15 protein-coding genes and 1 tRNA gene are annotated in these 16,307 nt (G+C 66.7%); 7 read left to right on the forward strand and 9 right to left on the reverse strand.

Annotated elements, in window-relative coordinates; all coding sequences use genetic code 11:
- Window positions 1-2: 2 nt before the first annotated feature.
- A complete protein-coding gene (grxC, locus tag DJ029_RS04695; protein ID WP_112321147.1) occupies window positions 3-260 on the reverse strand; it encodes a glutaredoxin 3 in 258 nt (85 codons plus the stop codon).
- 29 nt (window positions 261-289) lie between these two features.
- On the reverse strand, window positions 290-1,030 hold the full coding sequence (locus DJ029_RS04700) for a ComF family protein (RefSeq protein WP_232822964.1): 741 nt from the start codon (window positions 1,028-1,030) through the stop codon (window positions 290-292).
- Window positions 1,031-1,076: 46 nt separating this feature from the next.
- Here DJ029_RS04700 and DJ029_RS04705 point away from each other — a divergent pair, with 46 nt between their 5' ends.
- Window positions 1,077-1,937 carry a methyltransferase domain-containing protein gene (locus tag DJ029_RS04705; RefSeq protein WP_112321343.1) on the forward strand — a complete coding sequence of 287 codons (861 nt, stop codon included), beginning with the start codon at window positions 1,077-1,079 and terminating at the stop codon, window positions 1,935-1,937.
- A 61-nt stretch (window positions 1,938-1,998) separates the two neighbouring features.
- Window positions 1,999-3,099, forward strand: coding sequence for a ferrochelatase (gene hemH, locus DJ029_RS04710; RefSeq protein ID WP_370445223.1), 1,101 nt, complete (start codon window positions 1,999-2,001; stop codon window positions 3,097-3,099).
- Window positions 3,100-3,161: 62 nt separating this feature from the next.
- Here the strand turns inward: hemH and DJ029_RS04715 are convergent, their stop codons facing one another.
- The 4 genes from DJ029_RS04715 to DJ029_RS04730 all read right to left on the reverse strand — a co-directional run bounded on the left by DJ029_RS04715 (window position 3,162) and on the right by DJ029_RS04730 (window position 5,976).
- Window positions 3,162-3,341 (reverse strand): hypothetical protein, encoded by a 180-nt coding sequence (locus tag DJ029_RS04715; protein WP_112321148.1) that lies wholly within the window; start codon window positions 3,339-3,341, stop codon window positions 3,162-3,164.
- A 137-nt stretch (window positions 3,342-3,478) separates the two neighbouring features.
- A complete protein-coding gene (gene mutT / locus DJ029_RS04720; protein ID WP_112321149.1) occupies window positions 3,479-3,877 on the reverse strand; it encodes an 8-oxo-dGTP diphosphatase MutT in 399 nt (132 codons plus the stop codon).
- The gene (gene argJ / locus DJ029_RS04725; protein WP_112321150.1) at window positions 3,874-5,112 is read right to left on the reverse strand and encodes a bifunctional glutamate N-acetyltransferase/amino-acid acetyltransferase ArgJ; all 1,239 of its coding nucleotides are present in this window, start codon (window positions 5,110-5,112) and stop codon (window positions 3,874-3,876) included. The genes mutT and argJ overlap by 4 nt, the downstream gene beginning before the upstream one ends.
- Window positions 5,113-5,118: 6 nt before the next feature.
- On the reverse strand, window positions 5,119-5,976 hold the full coding sequence (locus DJ029_RS04730) for a peptidylprolyl isomerase (RefSeq protein WP_112321151.1): 858 nt from the start codon (window positions 5,974-5,976) through the stop codon (window positions 5,119-5,121).
- Between the two features lie 231 nt (window positions 5,977-6,207).
- Between DJ029_RS04730 and secA the strand changes: the two genes are divergently transcribed.
- Both secA and DJ029_RS04740 read left to right on the forward strand, forming a co-directional pair.
- Window positions 6,208-8,919, forward strand: coding sequence for a preprotein translocase subunit SecA (gene secA, locus DJ029_RS04735; RefSeq protein ID WP_112321152.1), 2,712 nt, complete (start codon window positions 6,208-6,210; stop codon window positions 8,917-8,919).
- Between the two features lie 306 nt (window positions 8,920-9,225).
- Entirely contained in the window at window positions 9,226-11,796 is a 2,571-nt protein-coding gene (locus DJ029_RS04740; RefSeq protein WP_157966269.1) for a hypothetical protein, read from the forward strand.
- A 71-nt stretch (window positions 11,797-11,867) separates the two neighbouring features.
- Here the strand turns inward: DJ029_RS04740 and radC are convergent, their stop codons facing one another.
- Window positions 11,868-12,581 carry a RadC family protein gene (gene radC / locus DJ029_RS04745; protein ID WP_232822984.1) on the reverse strand — a complete coding sequence of 238 codons (714 nt, stop codon included), beginning with the start codon at window positions 12,579-12,581 and terminating at the stop codon, window positions 11,868-11,870.
- A 193-nt stretch (window positions 12,582-12,774) separates the two neighbouring features.
- Here radC and DJ029_RS04750 point away from each other — a divergent pair, with 193 nt between their 5' ends.
- Entirely contained in the window at window positions 12,775-13,584 is an 810-nt protein-coding gene (locus tag DJ029_RS04750) for a hypothetical protein (protein ID WP_112321154.1), read from the forward strand.
- On the opposite strand, the gene map is transcribed toward DJ029_RS04750, so the two are convergent.
- Together map and sfsA are read right to left on the reverse strand one after the other, a co-directional pair.
- Window positions 13,541-14,353, reverse strand: a complete 813-nt coding sequence (gene map, locus DJ029_RS04755; RefSeq protein ID WP_370445224.1) for a type I methionyl aminopeptidase — start codon at window positions 14,351-14,353, stop codon at window positions 13,541-13,543. The two genes, DJ029_RS04750 and map, sit on opposite strands and share 44 nt — an antisense overlap.
- 80 nt (window positions 14,354-14,433) lie before the next feature.
- Entirely contained in the window at window positions 14,434-15,141 is a 708-nt protein-coding gene (sfsA, locus tag DJ029_RS04760; RefSeq protein WP_112321155.1) for a DNA/RNA nuclease SfsA, read from the reverse strand.
- A gap of 50 nt (window positions 15,142-15,191) precedes the next feature.
- On the opposite strand from sfsA, the gene DJ029_RS04765 reads away from it, so the two are divergent.
- On the forward strand, window positions 15,192-15,911 hold the full coding sequence (locus tag DJ029_RS04765) for a competence/damage-inducible protein A (RefSeq protein ID WP_112321156.1): 720 nt from the start codon (window positions 15,192-15,194) through the stop codon (window positions 15,909-15,911).
- A gap of 43 nt (window positions 15,912-15,954) precedes the next feature.
- Window positions 15,955-16,041, forward strand: a tRNA-Leu gene (locus DJ029_RS04770).
- Window positions 16,042-16,307: the final 266 nt, after the last annotated feature.

Genomic DNA, 16,307 nt, shown 5'->3' on the forward strand with positions numbered 1-16,307 from the left:
GCCTAACCCGCCAGAAGCGAGTCGAGCTTGCCCGCACGCTCCAGCGCGTTGAGATCGTCGAAACCGCCCACGTGTTTGCCGTCGATGAAGATCTGGGGCACGGTGTGGCGCCCGTTGGCGCGGCTCATCATTTCCTGCCGGCGGGCAGGCAGGGCCATCACGTTGATCTCCGAGTAGCTGGCGCCCTTGGAATTCAGCAGCCGTTTGGCAGCGGCGCAGTAGCCACATATCGGCGTGGTGTAGAGTTCGATCGATTTCATGGGGGACTCCGCGTCAGGCTTTTCCGGCGTTATATAGGGTTGAACCCCTCTTTCGCAACGCGCGCCACCACAAGGACGGCTATGTGACGCGCACCGCCTGCGCGGAGGGCCTCTGCCGCGGCGGAAAGCGTGGCGCCGGTGGTCATCACGTCGTCCAGAAGCAGCACCGATTTGCCCTGCACCCGCGCCGCGTGGCGCGGCGTCAGGCGGATCGCGTCGCGCAGGATGGCCTGGCGTTCGCCCCGTGTCCTGCCCTTGAGCGAGGCGGTAGCCCGCGCCCGTGTCAGCAGGTCGGGCAGCACGAGGCCGGCAAAGCCGAGTTCCGGGCGACGCGCCAGTTCGGCGGACTGGTTGAAGCGCCGTTTCGCCAGCCGGGTCCAATGCAAGGGAACCGGGGTGAGGATGTCCGCGTCGCCGATCAGCTCACGCCCGGCGCGGTGCAGCCATCGCGCCAGCACCGGGGTCAGGTCCTGCCGGTCGCGGTGCTTCAGGCTGAGCACGATGTCCCGCCCGCGCCCCTCGTAGAGGATGGCGGCGCGGCCCCGGTCCCAGGCGGGGGGATGGCTGGTGCAGCCCTCGCAGCGCACGGCGACGCCCGGCGCGGCGGTGGGCAGGGGCTGGCCGCAACCGTCGCACACCGGGCCGGTGATGAAGCGTGTCTGGGTCCAGCAGCTTGCACAAAGCCCATGCGCAGCCGTGGTCGGCGCGCGGCATCCGGCGCATTCGGGCGGGAACAGCAGGGTCACAAGCGCGTCGCGGCTGATCGGCATTCACTTTCCTTTTCGGCCCAGCGGGATTACATCGCGCCCCATGACACTGCCCCCGAAGCTGACAGACCGCACGGCCCTTGCCCTGCACCGCGCCCGCGCGGCGCGGGGCCCCGAGTTGTTCCTGCACCGCCTCGCGGTGGATGAGCTCTCAGAAAGGCTGAGCGAGGTTAACAGAAGCTTTACGGCACCGGCGATTGTCGGGCCCTGGGGCGCAGAGTGGCGGGACTGGCTGGTGGCCGACGGGGTGATCGCCGGGGCCGAGGTGGTGGCCGATGCCGATCCGTTGCAGCTGACACCGGGCGCGCATGACCTGGTGATCCACGCCCTGTCCCTGCATTGGGCGGACGATCCCGTGGGCCAGCTTGTGCAGATGCGCCGCGCGCTGGCGCCCGACGGGCTGGGGATCGCGGTGCTGTTCGCGGGCCGCAGCCTGCAGGAATTGCGCGCCAGCCTGGCCGAGGCGGAAACCGCGCTGCGCGGCGGCCTGTCCCCGCGCGTCGTGCCGATGGCGGACCTGCGCGACCTCGGCGGCCTGCTGCAACGGGCGGGCTTCGCGCTGCCCGTGGCGGACAGCCTGGTGCAGACACTGACCTACGCCGACCTGTTCGCGCTGGTGCGCGACCTGCGCGGTATGGGCGAGGGCAACGCGCTGGCCGCGCGCGAACGCGCCATGCCGCCGCGCGGCCTGTTTGCCGCTGCCGCCGCGCAATACGCCGCCAGCTTCCCGGCGGAAGACGGGCGCATCAAAGCCACGGCCGAGATCGTGTTCCTGACCGGCTGGGCCCCGTCCGACAGCCAGCAACAGCCCTTGCGGCCCGGCTCGGCGAAGATGCGGCTGGCGGACGCACTGGGTGCAGAGGAACGGCGCGCGGGTGATCCGGTTGCCCCGCCCCGGCGTAAACCCTAGCAGGGTGCAGGCTTTGCACGCCCCCGCGACGTAACGACTATTAGACCGTCAGGAATTCCTCATGTATGACGCGCAGATGCCTGCTGAAAAGAAATGTCCCGTCCATGCCGGTGAAGGGCGTCTGAGCCACGCGCCGTCCGATCACCCCTCCGTCGCCAGGGCGAAGGTGGGCGTGATTCTGTCCAACCTCGGCACGCCGGATGCGACCGACTACTGGTCGATGCGCCGCTACCTGAACGAGTTCCTGTCCGACCGGCGGGTGATCGATTATTCGCCCTGGCTCTGGCAGCCCCTGTTGCAGCTGATCATCCTGACCAAGCGCCCCTTTTCCAGTGGCGAGGCGTATCGCGGAATCTGGAACACCGAGGCCGACGAAAGCCCGCTGCTGACCACCACCCGCAACCAGGCCGCCAAGGTGGCCGAGGAGGTGCAGGCGCGCTACGGCGATGACGTGATCGTCGATTTCTGCATGCGCTACGGCAACCCCTCGACCAAGGACGTGATCGAGCGTCTGAAGGACCAGGGCTGTGAGCGGATCGTCTTCTTCCCCCTCTATCCGCAATATTCGGCGCCGACGACGGCGACCGCCTGCGACCAGGCGTTCCGGGTGCTGATGAAGATGAACTGGCAGCCGTCGATCCGGACGGTCTCGGCCTATTACGACCATCCGCTCTATATCGATGCACTGGCGAAGTCGGTGGAACGCGCCTACGCCGGGCTGGAGAGGAAACCGGACCTGCTGGTGACCAGTTACCACGGCGTGCCGCAGCGCTACCTGATGGAGGGCGACCCCTACCACTGCCAGTGCCAGAAGACGACGCGCCTGCTGCGCGAACGCCTGGGCTGGGGTGAGGACGACATCAAGACCACCTTCCAGTCAAAGTTCGGGCCGGAGGAATGGCTCCAGCCCTATACCGTGGAAGAAGTCGCAAGACTGGCCGAGGCGGGAAAGAAGAACATCGCCATCATGGCGCCGGCCTTCTCGTCCGATTGCGTCGAAACGCTTGAAGAGATCAACGAAGAGATCAAGGAAAGCTTCGAGGAAGCGGGCGGCGAAAGCTTCACCTATATTCCCTGCCTCAACGACGATGATGCGCATATCGCCATGATGATGGCGATCATCGAGTCCGAGCTTTCGGGCTGGGTCACGCGCAAGGGCTAAGGCGCGCGCCGCCGGTGTGCACGATGCTCCCCTGGGCCTTGCCGGGGGGGCTTTGCGGGGCTTTACGCGGGGGTCGGGGTCTTGACGATGCCCAGCTTGCGGATCGCTTCGACAGCGCGGGCGACCGGGTGGCCCACGAACTTCGCATCCCCGACGCGGACGACGATACGGCCGTCGCTCAGCCTTTTGACAAACTCGCCCTGCACAGAGATATGCGACGACGTCACTATGGTCTGTACCATTCCGGTTCTCCCGTTACCGAGACCGGATCTGCTCACGTCCGATCACATACAGTAATTATGATGTAACGAAACGTCGCGTCAAATACAATTGGGCGGGAAACACGTGACCGTGACGAAATCGGCACGGACAGAGGCGCTTACAGCCAGTCGCGCAGCACCGGAATAAGGGGCAGGTCGGCGGGCGGCATGGGATAGTCGCGCAACTTGTTCGGACGCACCCAGCGCAGGGCCTGGCCTTCCTTGCCCATGGGCGTTCCGTTCCACTTGCGGCAGGCGAAGACGGGCATCAGCAGGTGGAAGTCCGGGTAGCTGTGGGACGCGAAGCTCAGCGGCGCAAGGCAGCTTTGCCAGGTGTCGATGCCCAGCTCTTCGTGCAGCTCGCGGATCAGGGCGGCTTCGGGGGTTTCCCCCGGCTCGACCTTGCCGCCGGGGAATTCCCACAGCCCGCCCATGGACTTGCCCTCGGGGCGCTGTGCCAGAAGCACGCGACCGTCGGGATCGATCAGCGCCACCGCCGAGACGAGGACAACCTTCACGAGCGGTAGTCGGCGTTGATCGAGATGTAGCCGTGGGTCAGATCGCAGGTCCAGACGGTTGCCTGCCCGTCCCCGAGGCCGAGGTCGACCGAGATGACAAGCTCGTCCCGCTTCATGTAGGCGGCGCCGTCGGCCTCGGTATAGGTGGGGCTGACCCAGCCCCTTTCGGCCACCAGGATGTCGCCGAAGCGGATCGTGATCAGGTCCCGCTCTGCCGGTTCGCCCGCCTTGCCGATGGCCATGACGACGCGGCCCCAGTTCGGATCCTCGCCCGCGATGGCGGTCTTGATCAGCGGCGAATTCCCGATCGCCTTGCCGATCACCTTGGCCGAGGCGTCGCTGGCCGCGCCGCTCACCCGGATCTCGACGAATTTCGAGGCACCCTCGCCGTCGCGCACGATCTGTTGCGCCAGGTCCAGCAGCACGCCGTGCAGCGCTTGCTCGAACGCCTCAAGGTCCTTGCCCTCGGGGCGGGCGCTCTTCCCGGTTGCCACCAGCATCAGCGTGTCCGAGGTGGAGGTGTCGCTGTCCACGGTGATCGCGTTGAACGTCACGTGGGTCAGCCGGCGCAGCATCGCCTGCAATTCGGGCTGCGGGATCGTCGCGTCGGTGAAGACATAGGCCAGCATCGTGCCCATGTCCGGCTCGATCATGCCCGAGCCCTTGGCGAAACCGGCGATGTTCACCGTCTGCCCGCCAAGGGTCAGCGTGGCCGCTGCGCCCTTGGGGAAGGTGTCCGTCGTCATGATCGCCCGCGCGGCCAGTTCCCCGGCGGCGGAGGACAGGTTGGCGGCCAACTCCCCCAGCTTCGCAGTGATGCGCTCGGCGGGCAACGGCTCGCCGATCACCCCGGTGGAGGCGGTGTAGACATGGCTCGCCGGGATCGACAGCGCCTCTGCCACGCCGGTGGCGGTGGCTTCGGCGGCGTCAAAGCCGTTGTTGCCGGTGAAGGCGTTCGCGTTGCCCGAGTTGACGAGGATCGCGAAGCCCGCATCCGGCACCGGCGGCGTCGCCAGGCACGCCTCGCAGCGCAGCACCGGCGCGGCGCGGGTTGCCGAGCGGGTGAACACCCCGGCGACCGACGCGCCGGGGCAGATCTCGGCCAGCATCACGTCCAGCCGCCCCTGGTATCGCACCCCGGCCTCGGCGGCGGCAAAGCGGACCCCGTCGATTTCGGGGAGCGCGGGAAACCCGCCCGCCGGGGCGAGGGGGGAAACGGGAAGCTTGCCAGCCATGGTGTGTTACTCCGCCAGAAGTGCGTCGTTGCGCACTTCGCCCGGGTCGATACCTTCCGTCAAGATCTCCGGCGGGGTGGCTTCGCGCAGCTCTGCCACGCTGTCGGCGATGCGCTGGGCCTGCACGCTCTGGCGCAGGTCGTCGGCAACGGCCTCAAGCGGCGGCGGCGTGGTGTCGCGCACGTCGTTCAGGCGGATGACATGCCAGCCGAACTGGGTCTCAACCGGGGCCGAGATCGTCTCGGGCTCGAGCGAGATCACCTCCTGCTCGAATTCCGGCACCATCCGCCCGGTGGCGAACCAGCCCAGTTCCCCGCCGTTGGGGCCGGAGGGGCCGGTGGATTTTTCCTGCGCCAGCGTGGCGAAATCCGCACCGCCGTTCAGCTCCTCGACGATGGCCAGCGCCTCTTCCTCGGTTTCCACGAGGATGTGCGAGGCGTTGTATTCCTTCTGCGGAGTGAATTCGGCGAAGGCCGCGTCATAGGCGGCCTGCAACTCCTCCTGCGTCACGGCGGGGGCGAGCAACTCTTCGATCCGGGACGAGGCGATCAGCGCGCGCTGCTCATTCTCGGCGCGCAGTTCCAGCGCGCGGGGCAGGGGCCCCTCGGCGATCACGGCTTCGGCAAGCAGGTGCTGGTCGACCAGCTGATCGACGATCGCGCCGAACAGTACGTCATCGGGGATCTGGGCGACCCGCTCGGGCAGTTGGGTGCGCAGGGCCAGCACGTGGCCCATGGTGATTTCGGCATCCCCGACACGGGCGACGACGGTGTCGGCGCTCAGCTCTTCCTGGGACAGCGCGGGCAGGGGGGCAGCAAGGATCATCGTGGCGGTCAGGGCGCCGAAAATCGGTCTGAACATCATCTGTATCTCTCTTTCTTTGCGCCTGCGGCGCGGTGTATCGGGCCCCCGTGACAGGGGGCGGCGTTGACACGTCACTACACGCCGCTTACATGGGCCTCAACCCTTCCGGGGGTGCGCGTGCCCGCCTTTCCTTCCCTCAGGACCGCTTTCGACGGACGGGCACGGACGCCCGCAGCCCCCGGCGCCGCATCGGCCCGCCTTCCAGGGCCAGACAGAAAGACGGAACCGATTATGCTTGGCCTAGGATCGCTGCAAAAGAAGGTGTTCGGCACGCCCAATGACCGCAAGGTCAAATCTGTGCGCGGACTCGTGGATCGCATCAACGCGCTGGAGCCCGAATTCCAGGCGCTCAGTGATGAGCAGATCCTTGCCAAGACGGCGGAATTCAGACAGCGCCACGAAAACGGCGAAAGCCTCGAAGCGCTGCTGCCCGAAGCCTTCGCCAACGCGCGCGAAGCAGCGTTTCGCGCGCTTGGCCTGCGCCCCTACGACGTGCAGCTGATCGGTGGGATCTTCCTGCACCAGGGCAACATCTCGGAAATGAAGACGGGTGAGGGCAAGACGCTGATGGCGACCTTGCCCGTGTACCTGAACGCGCTGACCGGGCGCGGCGTGCACGTGGTTACTGTGAACGACTACCTGGCGCGGCGTGACGCGGAATGGATGAGCGCGGTCTACTCCGCGCTGGGCCTGACCACCGGCGTGGTCGTGCCGAACCAGGACAGCGACGAGAAGCGCGCCGCCTACCGGTGCGACGTGGTCTATGCCACGAACAACGAACTGGGCTTCGACTACCTGCGCGACAACATGAAGTCCGAGCTGAAGGACCTGTTCCAGCGCGGCCATTACTTCGCCATCGTGGACGAGGTGGACTCGATCCTAATCGACGAGGCGCGGACCCCGCTTATCATCTCCGGCCCGACGGAGGATCGCACCGAGCTTTACACCCGGATCAACCAGATCATCCCCGAGGTCACCGAAGAGCATTACGAGTTGGACGAAAAGACCCGGGCGACCAACCTGACGGACGCGGGCAACGAGTTCATCGAGCAGCGCCTGCAAGCCGCCGGCCTGTTGGAGCCGGACGCCTCGCTCTACGATCCCGAAAGTACGACGCTGGTGCACCATGTCACGCAGGGCCTGCGCGCGCACAAGCTGTTCACCAAGGACAAGGACTACATCGTGCGCAACGATGAGGTCATGCTGATCGACGAGTTCACCGGGCGCATGATGGAAGGCCGCCGCCTGTCGGACGGGCTGCACCAGGCGCTGGAAGCCAAGGAAGGCGTGAACATCAAGCCGGAAAACGTGACCCTGGCCAGCGTCACCTTCCAGAACTACTTCCGCCTGTATGAAAAGCTCGGCGGCATGACCGGCACCGCGCAGACGGAAGCCGAGGAATTCAAGACGATCTACAACCTCGGCGTGGTGGAGATCCCGACCAACAAGCCGATCCGCCGCGAGGATCTGGACGACCGCGTCTATCGCACCCAGCGCGAGAAATACGCCGCAGTGGTCGAGCGTGTGAAAGAGGCCCATGAAAAGGGCCAGCCGACGCTGGTGGGTACCATCTCCATCGAGAAGTCCGAGATGCTGTCCAAGATGCTGGATGCCGCCGGCGTGCCGCACAAGGTGCTGAACGCCCGCTTCCACGAGCAGGAGGCCGAGATCATCGCCAACGCCGGTGTGCCCGGCGCGGTGACCATCGCCACCAACATGGCCGGGCGCGGGACCGATATCCAGCTCGGCGGCAACATGGATCTGCAGATCCGCGCGCAGATCGAGGCCGAGGCCGAGAATGCGGACCCCGTCGCGATCCGCGAGGCCGCGGCCGCCAAGATCGCCGAAGCCAAGCAGAAGGCGCTGGACGCGGGCGGCTTGTTCGTCCTCGCCACCGAGCGTCACGAAAGCCGGCGCATCGACAACCAGCTGCGGGGCCGCTCCGGCCGCCAGGGCGATCCGGGCAAGACGCTGTTCTACGTCAGCCTGGAAGACGACCTGATGCGCATCTTCGGGTCGGAACGCCTCGATTCCATGCTCGGCAAGCTCGGCATGGAAGAGGGGGAGGCGATCATCCACCCCTGGATCAACAAGGCGCTGGAAAAGGCCCAGAAGAAGGTCGAGGCGCGCAACTTCGAGGTTCGCAAGAACCTGCTGAAGTTCGACGACGTGATGAACGACCAGCGCAAGACCATCTTCGAGCAGCGCCGCGAGATCATGGAAGACGACGACGTGTCGGATATGGTCAAGGACATGCGCGACCAGGTCATCGACGACCTGGTGCATGAGCATATCCCGCCCAAGGCCTACCCCGACCAGTGGGACGTTCAGGGCCTGTACGGCGAGGTTATGCGCCTGTTCAACCTGGACCTGCCGATCATCGCCTGGGCCGATGAGGAAGGCGTCGACGACGAAGTCTTCCGCGAACGGATCATGGCCGAGGCGGACAAGGCCATGGCCAAGAAGGTCGCCGAATACGGCCCCGAGACGATGCGCAAGGTGGAAAAGCAGGTGCTTCTCCAGACGATCGACCAGAACTGGCGCGACCATCTGCTGACGCTGGATCATCTGCGCTCGGTCGTCGGTTTCCGCGGCTATGCACAGCGCGACCCGCTGAACGAGTACAAGACCGAAGGCTTCACGCTGTTCGAAAACCTGCTGAACCGCCTGCGTATCGACGTCAGCCGCCAGCTGTCCCACCTGAAGCTGATGACCGCCGAGGAGCAGCAAGCGCTTGTCGCCCAGCTGCAGGAGCAGCAGCGAATCGCTGCCGAAGCGGCCGCCGGGTCGGTCTCCGGCGCGGGCGATCCGGCCACGGGCGCTGAGGCGCAGTCCGATGTCGCGGTGGATGAAATGCCTGCGGAATGGGCGAATACCGCCCGGAACGAGCCCTGTCCCTGCGGTTCGGGCAAGAAATTCAAGCATTGCCACGGCCAGGTCTGAGGGCCTTTCCCGCCCTTGCCTTCGCGAAAACGGCGGGCATAATTGCGTCAGGATTGGGGCGGGGGTTCTGCCCTAAGTGTCTGGATTGTGGCTTGAATTGGGGGCGCTATTCATAATTAAGCCCCAGTGTGCGGCTATATATGGGGTGTTGTGCGTTAGTATGGCCGACGTCTTGTATGATGTTGTGTAAAAACCGCACTGCATGAAGTTCTGAGCCTAAAGGCTTACGAGAAAAGCGTTTTTGGCCAACACTGGCCTTGAATTTTTGGGGTGGAGGTACGCGCTGTGAAACTTGACGATCGTTTCATGACGATTCTCACGGCGATGCTGTTGCTGCTAGGTGTGGGCGCAATCGTGACCGGCGGCGACAACTCCCTTTTCTCCGGCTCCGGGTCCTACCAGCCCAAGCCCGACCAGTTCACCCTGCGCGCGGGCCGGGTGCAGTCGCTGGACGTGCTGCTGAACGACACGAATTCCGAAAAGATCGATCCCGCCACCCTTCAGGTGACGCGCCAGCCCCAGTGTGGCACGGCAATGGCCGTGAACGGCGCTGTCCAGTATTCCGACAGCAGCAGCTGCCGCGGCGCGCTCGACCTGGCGTATTGCGTGCCCTACGACGACAACTGCGAGGTCGTTAAGATCTCGTTGAACATCCTCAACATCGATGACAACGGCAACCAGGACAGGCTTGTCACGCGTGAGCGTCCGTCGAACGACCCGAATGCGCCGGTGATCGTGGACCTTATCGTTCAGGGCCAGGCCCCGGAAGAAGCGCCGCAGATCGCCATGGCGCGCCCGATGCGCCTGAGCCTGCCCAACGCTTCGGACGTGATCACGCCCCGCGAGGCGACGGAGGACATCCGCCGCCTGAACGAGGAAAGCGCCGGTCCGGTGGTGACCGCCGCGAACCGCTCCGACAGCGCGGTGACCGTCTCCAACACATCTGCCCGGGCCGGGCGCGTCGCGATCGAGGGGGCCACGATGGCCGCGCCCGAGATTTCCGGCGAAGGATCGGGCATCGCGGTCGCCGCGGCGTCCGATGCCGCCCCAGACCGGGGCCCGCGCGGCGCCGCGCCCACGGCGCTGGCCTCTGCCAGCCCGTCGGTAACCTCGCCACAGCCGGGGTTCATCCGCCCCGAACGCCCCATGCCGACCGCGACGCCTGCAATCGCCGCAGAGACGGCGCCGATGAAGGCTCCCGCCGCCGACGAGGGGGACGCTTCCCCCGCGACGCTGGTGGCGAGCGCCCCGAATTCCCCGCAGGTCGCGCGCCCAATGGCCCTTTCCGGACAGGAGGTCGCGCTCGCCCCCGATGCGCAGACCACCGAACCGGGCTCCGCCGCCGCGCCGCGCGTGCCGACGGGCGAATCGACCCGCCCCATCGCGTCGCTGCAACTGCCCGCGGGTGAGCGTTCCGCGCCCGGTGTCGACGCCCCCGCCGGGACGGTCGAGGTGGGCGCGGTGGACGCCGCACCCGCGGATCGGATCGCGATGCCGGGCACGCCCGACGCGCCGCGCGACGAGTCCGCGCCCGACGAAACGCGCCTTGCCGCGATCACGCCCGAAGCGCCCGGCGGTCCGGTGCTGAACCCGCAATCCCCGCCGTCCCGCCCGTCCGAGGTGGAAGCGGTCGGCCGCGCGCCGGAAGCCCAGGTCGCCGAGCCGACGGTTCTGGCCGCCCCAGTACCGCGCCATGACGAGGATAGCGGCGTTCTGGCCAGCCTCGCCCGCAGCAACACCGTCCTCGGCGCGACGGTTTCCGCCGCCAAGGCGCTGTTCGGGCCGGAGAAATCCGCACCGACGGTCAGCGCCTCCATCGCGGGGAACTCCGCGCCGCGCCCGATCGGCGTCTCCGACGTGCAGCAGCTTGGCCGCGTCTCCATCGATGTGGGGACCGGGCCGGGCGATACGGGCCTTGTCGGGCCAAAAACCGTGCGCCCGCCTAGCGTCGACAAGACGCCCACGGTCGTTGCCGCGCTGGACAGGGGCGATACCGCCTTCGTGCTGAAGCCCCAGCCCGCGACGCAGCCCCCCGTGGCCGTGGAGTCCGATGCCGCCCTCGATGAGGAAATCACCCCTGCCCCCGCCGAAACCGAGCCGGAGGTGGAAATCGCAAGCCTTCCGCCCGCGATCGGCCTGGAAAACGGGGCGACCTTGGGTCTGCCCGACATCGGCGGGTCCTCCAGCGGCGCTGCGGACCTGTGCGAGGTCGATTTCTCGCTCCAGGTGCAGGTCGGGGCGGAACTGGTCGCGACGCTGTCCTCGCCCTGCCGGCCGGACACATCCTTCCTTGTGGAGCATGCGGGGCTGGCCTTCACGGCCGAAACAGATGCCGACGGCTTCGCCAATTTCGTCGTTCCCGCGATGGAGACGAACGCGGTGGTCCGTGTCGGATTTCCGGACGGGGCCGTGGCCGTCGGACGCCATGCGGTCGAGAGCCTGAACCGCATGACCCGTGTCGCGGTCGTCTGGTCCGACCCGGTGGATTTCGACCTCTACGCGCGTGAGTTCGGCGCGGCGCCCGGCTCGGATGACGAGATCTGGTCCGGCAATCCGCGCAACTACCGGCTCGCGCGGCGCAGCGGTGGCGGCTACCTGACCAACCTGGGCCCCGAAAGCGGGGAGGGTGTGCGCGCGGAGGTTTATACCATCTTCCAGTCGTTGCGCACCAAGGAGGGCGAGATCGATTTCGGCCTTTCCCTGGCCGAGGACTCCGCCGCCTGTGACCGGCCCCCGGTGATCAGGGTGGTCCGTTCCGCCGGGACCGAGCTTGACCCCGCGCTGACCCTGCAACTGGAGCGCAGCGTTTGTGCCGGGGCAGAGGTGCTGACCCGCCACGTCGGCCTTGATCCGGTGGTCACGGCATCCAGCCGCTGAGTCAGGCCGCGGTCGCGTGACGCAGGGGCCATCGACCCGCGCGCGCCCGCAGCTGAGCCGTCGCAGGGGCATCAGATCAATCCCGCCGCGCGGAAGCTGGTATCGCTGGCCTTGCCGATGATGACGTGGTCATGCAGCACGATCCCCAGCGCATCCGCCGCATCGGCGACCTTGTGCGTCATGGTGATGTCCGCCGCGCTCGGCTCCGGGTCGCCGGAGGGGTGGTTGTGCACCAGGATCAGCGCCGAGGCGCCGAGTTCCAGCGCGCGTTTGACCACCTCCCTCGGGTAGACGGGGACGTGGTCGACGGTTCCCGTGCCCTGCGCCTCGTCCGCGATCAGAACGTTGCGCCGGTCAAGGTAGAGAACGCGGAACTGCTCCGTCTCGCGGTGGGCCATGGCGGTTTTGCAATAGGTCATCAGCGCATCCCAGCCGCCCAATGCCTCCCGCTTCAGGACGCGGGCCTGGGCCAGCCGGTGGGCCGCCGCCTCGACGATCTTCAGCTCCTGGATGACGGCCGCCCCCACGCCGGGCAATTCGGCCAGCCGCGCCGGCGGGGCCGAGACGGTGTGATTGAAGTCCCCGAACCGCTTCAGCAAATCCTTGGCCAGCGGTTTGACGTCGCGCCGGGGGATCGCGCGGAACAGCACCAGTTCCAGCAGCTCGTAATCCGCCAGCGCGGTGGTCCCGGCCCGCATGAAGCGTTCGCGCAGCCGCGCGCGGTGGTCGGCGTTATGCGCCGCCGTGGCGGCGGGCGGTTCGACCACATCGGGAAGGTCCGGCATCTGCTCCAGCGGCAGAAGCGGCGCTTCGGACATCGCGCCGGCATGGGCGGCGGGATCGGGGCGGCGAAAGGGCGTGCGCTGGCTCATACCCCTCATTTGCCCGCCCCAGAGTTAATGCCGGCTTAACCGGCTGGTAATCCCCGCCGGGATACGCCAGAAACCGGGAAACGCGTCAGGGACCGGAGCCGAAGGCATGAAGTGGCAATCGCCGCGCATGGTGCGCAATCTGAGTGATCCGGTCACCGGATTCCAGGTGCTGGGCGAGCGCAGCTCTGGCACCAATTTCGTCACCCAGATGCTGCTGCGCAACCTTGAGGGCGTGGAGCGCCGCCCGATCTATGGCTGGAAGCACGGGTTCATCGACCGGCGCTACAGCCCCGATCCGGGGCTTCTGACCGTCCTCGTCTACCGGCACCCGCTGCGCTGGCTGCAAAGCCTGCACGCCCGCCCGCTGGACCTGTCGGACAGCATGCGGGGGCTGCCTTTTTCGGATTTCCTGCGGCACGAATGGCGGGGCGCCTTCAAGCGCGAGGACGGGACCGAGGAGCCGTCGACCGCCGACATGGACCCAAAGGCAAAGACCAACTTCGCCAACCCGATGCGGCTTCGCAACGCCAAGATCGCCTATTTCGAGGAAATGGCCGGGATGCCGTCGCGCATGGTCTATATCCGTTTCGAGGATATGAACCGCGCCCCCCGCGCCACGCTGGAGGCGATTGCAAAGACCTTCGACATCGCGCTGAAGCCCTACACGCCTGTGAACACCTTCAAGGGGGTGACCGAAAAGCCCTATATTCCGCGCCAGATGCCAAGGATTTCCGCCACGGACCTGGCCTTCATCCGTCAGGAACTGGACCTCGCCCAGGAAGCGCGCATCGGCTACCGGCTTGAGGATGTGCCGCGTTTCGACGGGCTCAGCCAGTGGGACAGGCGTAGCCTGCGCAGCCTGGCGCGCGCGGTCAGGCCCAGGTCGGGTGGAAGCGCCCGGCGGGGGAAAGGGTGAAGATCTCGCATCCGTCGTCGGTCACGCCGATGGAATGCTCGAACTGCGCGGAAAGCGACTTGTCCTTGGTCACCGCGGTCCAGTCGTCGGCCAGGACCTTGGTTTCGGGCCGGCCGAGGTTGATCATCGGCTCGATGGTGAAGAACATCCCGGCTTCCAGCTTCGGCCCGTCGCCCGGCCGCCCGTAGTGCAGCACGTTGGGCGCGGAATGGAACACCCGCCCCAGCCCGTGGCCGCAGAAATCCCGCACGACAGAGCAGCGATGGGATTCGGCGTAGGACTGGATCGCATGCCCGATGTCGCCGAAGGTGTTGCCGGGTTTCACCGCGGCAATGCCCCGCATCAGGGATTCATGGGTTATGTCGATCAGCCGCTCTGCCTTGCGTGACAGTTTGCCGGCCACGTACATGCGGCTCGTGTCGCCGTACCAGCCGTCCAGCACCACGGTCACGTCGATGTTCAGGATGTCGCCGTCGCGCAGCTTCTTGTCTGACGGGATGCCATGGCAGACCACGTGGTTGATCGAGATGCAGGACGCGTGCTTGTACCCCTTGTAGCCCACGGTGGCCGAGACGGCCCCTGCGTCCTTCACCATCTGGTGGATGATGCGGTCCAGCTCGGCCGTCTCGATCCCGGGGACGACGTGAACGGCCAGGTCGTCCAGTATCTGCGCCGCCAGGCGCCCGGCGGCGTGCATGCCTTCGAAATGCGACCGCTCATGGATGCGGATCCCATCGCGGTTCAGATGGCCAATGGTTATGCCTTCCAAGAGATATGCCTTTCGGATGCAGGGGTGGGCGCAATGTGGGCAAAGCGCGCTAAGAGTTCAAGTGCCGATAATACCTGAGTTTAGTCGATATGTACGGGCAGGGCGGGGCCGATCCTGACCCCCTCCCGATCGATATGGGTGGCGTGGCACAGCATCTCCACCCCGGCGCGTTTCGCGGCGCTGGCGGCGGCCGCATAAGTCGGGTCCAGGTCCGCCGCCAGCCGCAGCCGCGCGCAATCGGTCCGTTGCACGATATAGAGCATGACGGCGCGATGCCCGGCCCCCGCCATCGCCGACAGGTCGACCAGGTGTTTCGCCCCGCGCGCGGTCACGCTGTCGGGGAACTCCGCCCAGTCGCCGTCCCGGCGCAGGTGGACGTTCTTCACCTCCAGGTAGCAGTCGGGCAGGCCGGGGCCGCTGAGCAGGAAATCGACGCGGCTCTTCTCGCGGTACTTCACCTCGGGGCGGAAATCGGGATAGGCGGCCAGCTGCGGCACCTGGCGGGCGGCCAGCGCCTCGGCCACGACGCGGTTCGGGACGGCGGTGTCGATGCCCGCAAGATGCCCGCCGGGCAGCTCGATCAGCTTCCAGGAATAGTTCAGCTTGCGCTTCGGGTCGTCGTTGGGTTCCAGCCAGACGGTGGCGCCAGGTTCCGCGACGCCGATCATCGCGCCGGGGTTGGCGCAATGGGCCGTCACCTCGCGGCCGTCTTCCAGCGTGACGTCGGCGAGAAAGCGTTTATATCTGCGCAATAGGGTCGCGCGGATCAGAGGGCGGTCGAAGGTCATGCCCCTCGCTAGCGCGCGGATCGGGAACAGGCAAGAAAAGGCAGGCAGGAATGGCAAATCCAACCGCGGCGATGCTGGTGATCGGCGACGAGATCCTTTCGGGGCGTACGCGCGACGCGAACATGTACACGCTGGCCGGACGGCTCAGCGCCATGGGCGTGGACCTGCGCGAGGTGCGCGTCGTCTCGGACGACCGCGCCGCGATCGTGGTGGCGGTGAACGCGCTGCGCGCCGCCCATGACCACGTCTTCACCAGCGGCGGGATCGGGCCAACCCATGACGACATCACCGCCGACTGCATCGCCGAGGCCTTCGGCGTCCCCATCGACGTGCGCGAGGACGCCCGCCAGGCCCTGATCCAGAACTACCCCGAGGGCGAAGCCGCGCTGACGCCCGCGCGCCTGCGCATGGCCCGCATCCCCGAAGGCGCAAGCCTGATCGACAACCCGGTCAGCCGCGCGCCAGGGTTCACCATGGAAAACGTGCACGTGATGGCCGGTGTGCCCAGCGTCTTTAACGCCATGGTAGAAAGCGTGCTGCCAACGATTACCGGCGGCGCCCCCCTGATGAGCGAGAGCGTGCGCATCGATCGCGGCGAAAGCGACGTGGCCGAGGCGCTGGGCGCGATCCAGGCGCGGTTCCCGCAGGTCGCCATCGGCTCCTACCCGTTCCAGCGCGACGGACGCTACGGCACCAACATCGTACTGCGCAGCGCCGACCGCGCGGCGCTGGACGGCGCAACGAACGAGGTGCGCGAACTCACGGTCTGAGCTCTTCCCCTTGAGCTCGACAGACCCTAAGGTCGCCCCCGGCGCGGACGTGGCGAAATCGGTAGACGCAACGGACTTAAAATCCGTTTTCCGTATGGAAGTGTGGGTTCGAGTCCCACCGTCCGCACCAGAACAAGGGCAGGAATCGAGCTGCGCCATGGGCCGGTCCGACCCTACTTTGGCCCGCCGGATAAGCGCCCGCCCCGGGCCGCTGCCTTGGCCTCCGTGTGCGGGGCGGTTTTCGGGAAACGTTGTTCGACCTTGCGGCACCACGCCCGGATCGGCCGGGTCCGAAGCCGTTTCCGGGGTAGGTTTCCCGTATCGCGCTGCCAATTCTGAAGATCGGCAAGATATTGAAAAAAATGGCCTATCGCCGATTTTCCCGGCCAGATCGGG

The organism is Oceanibium sediminis (assembly GCF_003265325.1).
Taxonomy (GTDB): domain Bacteria; phylum Pseudomonadota; class Alphaproteobacteria; order Rhodobacterales; family Rhodobacteraceae; genus Halovulum; species Halovulum sediminis.

Excerpts from the sequence above, each read along its gene's own strand:
- secA (WP_112321152.1), top strand. The coding sequence starts at position 6,208 with ATGCTTGGCCTAGGATCGCTGCAAAAGAAGGTGTTCGGCACGCCCAAT.
- hemH (WP_370445223.1), top strand. The coding sequence starts at position 1,999 with ATGTATGACGCGCAGATGCCTGCTGAAAAGAAATGTCCCGTCCATGCC.
- DJ029_RS04740 (WP_157966269.1), top strand. The coding sequence starts at position 9,226 with ATGACGATTCTCACGGCGATGCTGTTGCTGCTAGGTGTGGGCGCAATC.
- DJ029_RS04730 (WP_112321151.1), bottom strand. The coding sequence starts at position 5,976 with ATGATGTTCAGACCGATTTTCGGCGCCCTGACCGCCACGATGATCCTT.
- radC (WP_232822984.1), bottom strand. The coding sequence starts at position 12,581 with ATGCCGGACCTTCCCGATGTGGTCGAACCGCCCGCCGCCACGGCGGCG.
- sfsA (WP_112321155.1), bottom strand. The coding sequence starts at position 15,141 with ATGACCTTCGACCGCCCTCTGATCCGCGCGACCCTATTGCGCAGATAT.
- DJ029_RS04715 (WP_112321148.1), bottom strand. The coding sequence starts at position 3,341 with ATGGTACAGACCATAGTGACGTCGTCGCATATCTCTGTGCAGGGCGAG.
- grxC (WP_112321147.1), bottom strand. The coding sequence starts at position 260 with ATGAAATCGATCGAACTCTACACCACGCCGATATGTGGCTACTGCGCC.
- DJ029_RS04765 (WP_112321156.1), top strand. The coding sequence starts at position 15,192 with ATGGCAAATCCAACCGCGGCGATGCTGGTGATCGGCGACGAGATCCTT.
- argJ (WP_112321150.1), bottom strand. The coding sequence starts at position 5,112 with ATGGCTGGCAAGCTTCCCGTTTCCCCCCTCGCCCCGGCGGGCGGGTTT.
- DJ029_RS04750 (WP_112321154.1), top strand. The coding sequence starts at position 12,775 with ATGAAGTGGCAATCGCCGCGCATGGTGCGCAATCTGAGTGATCCGGTC.
- DJ029_RS04700 (WP_232822964.1), bottom strand. The coding sequence starts at position 1,030 with ATGCCGATCAGCCGCGACGCGCTTGTGACCCTGCTGTTCCCGCCCGAA.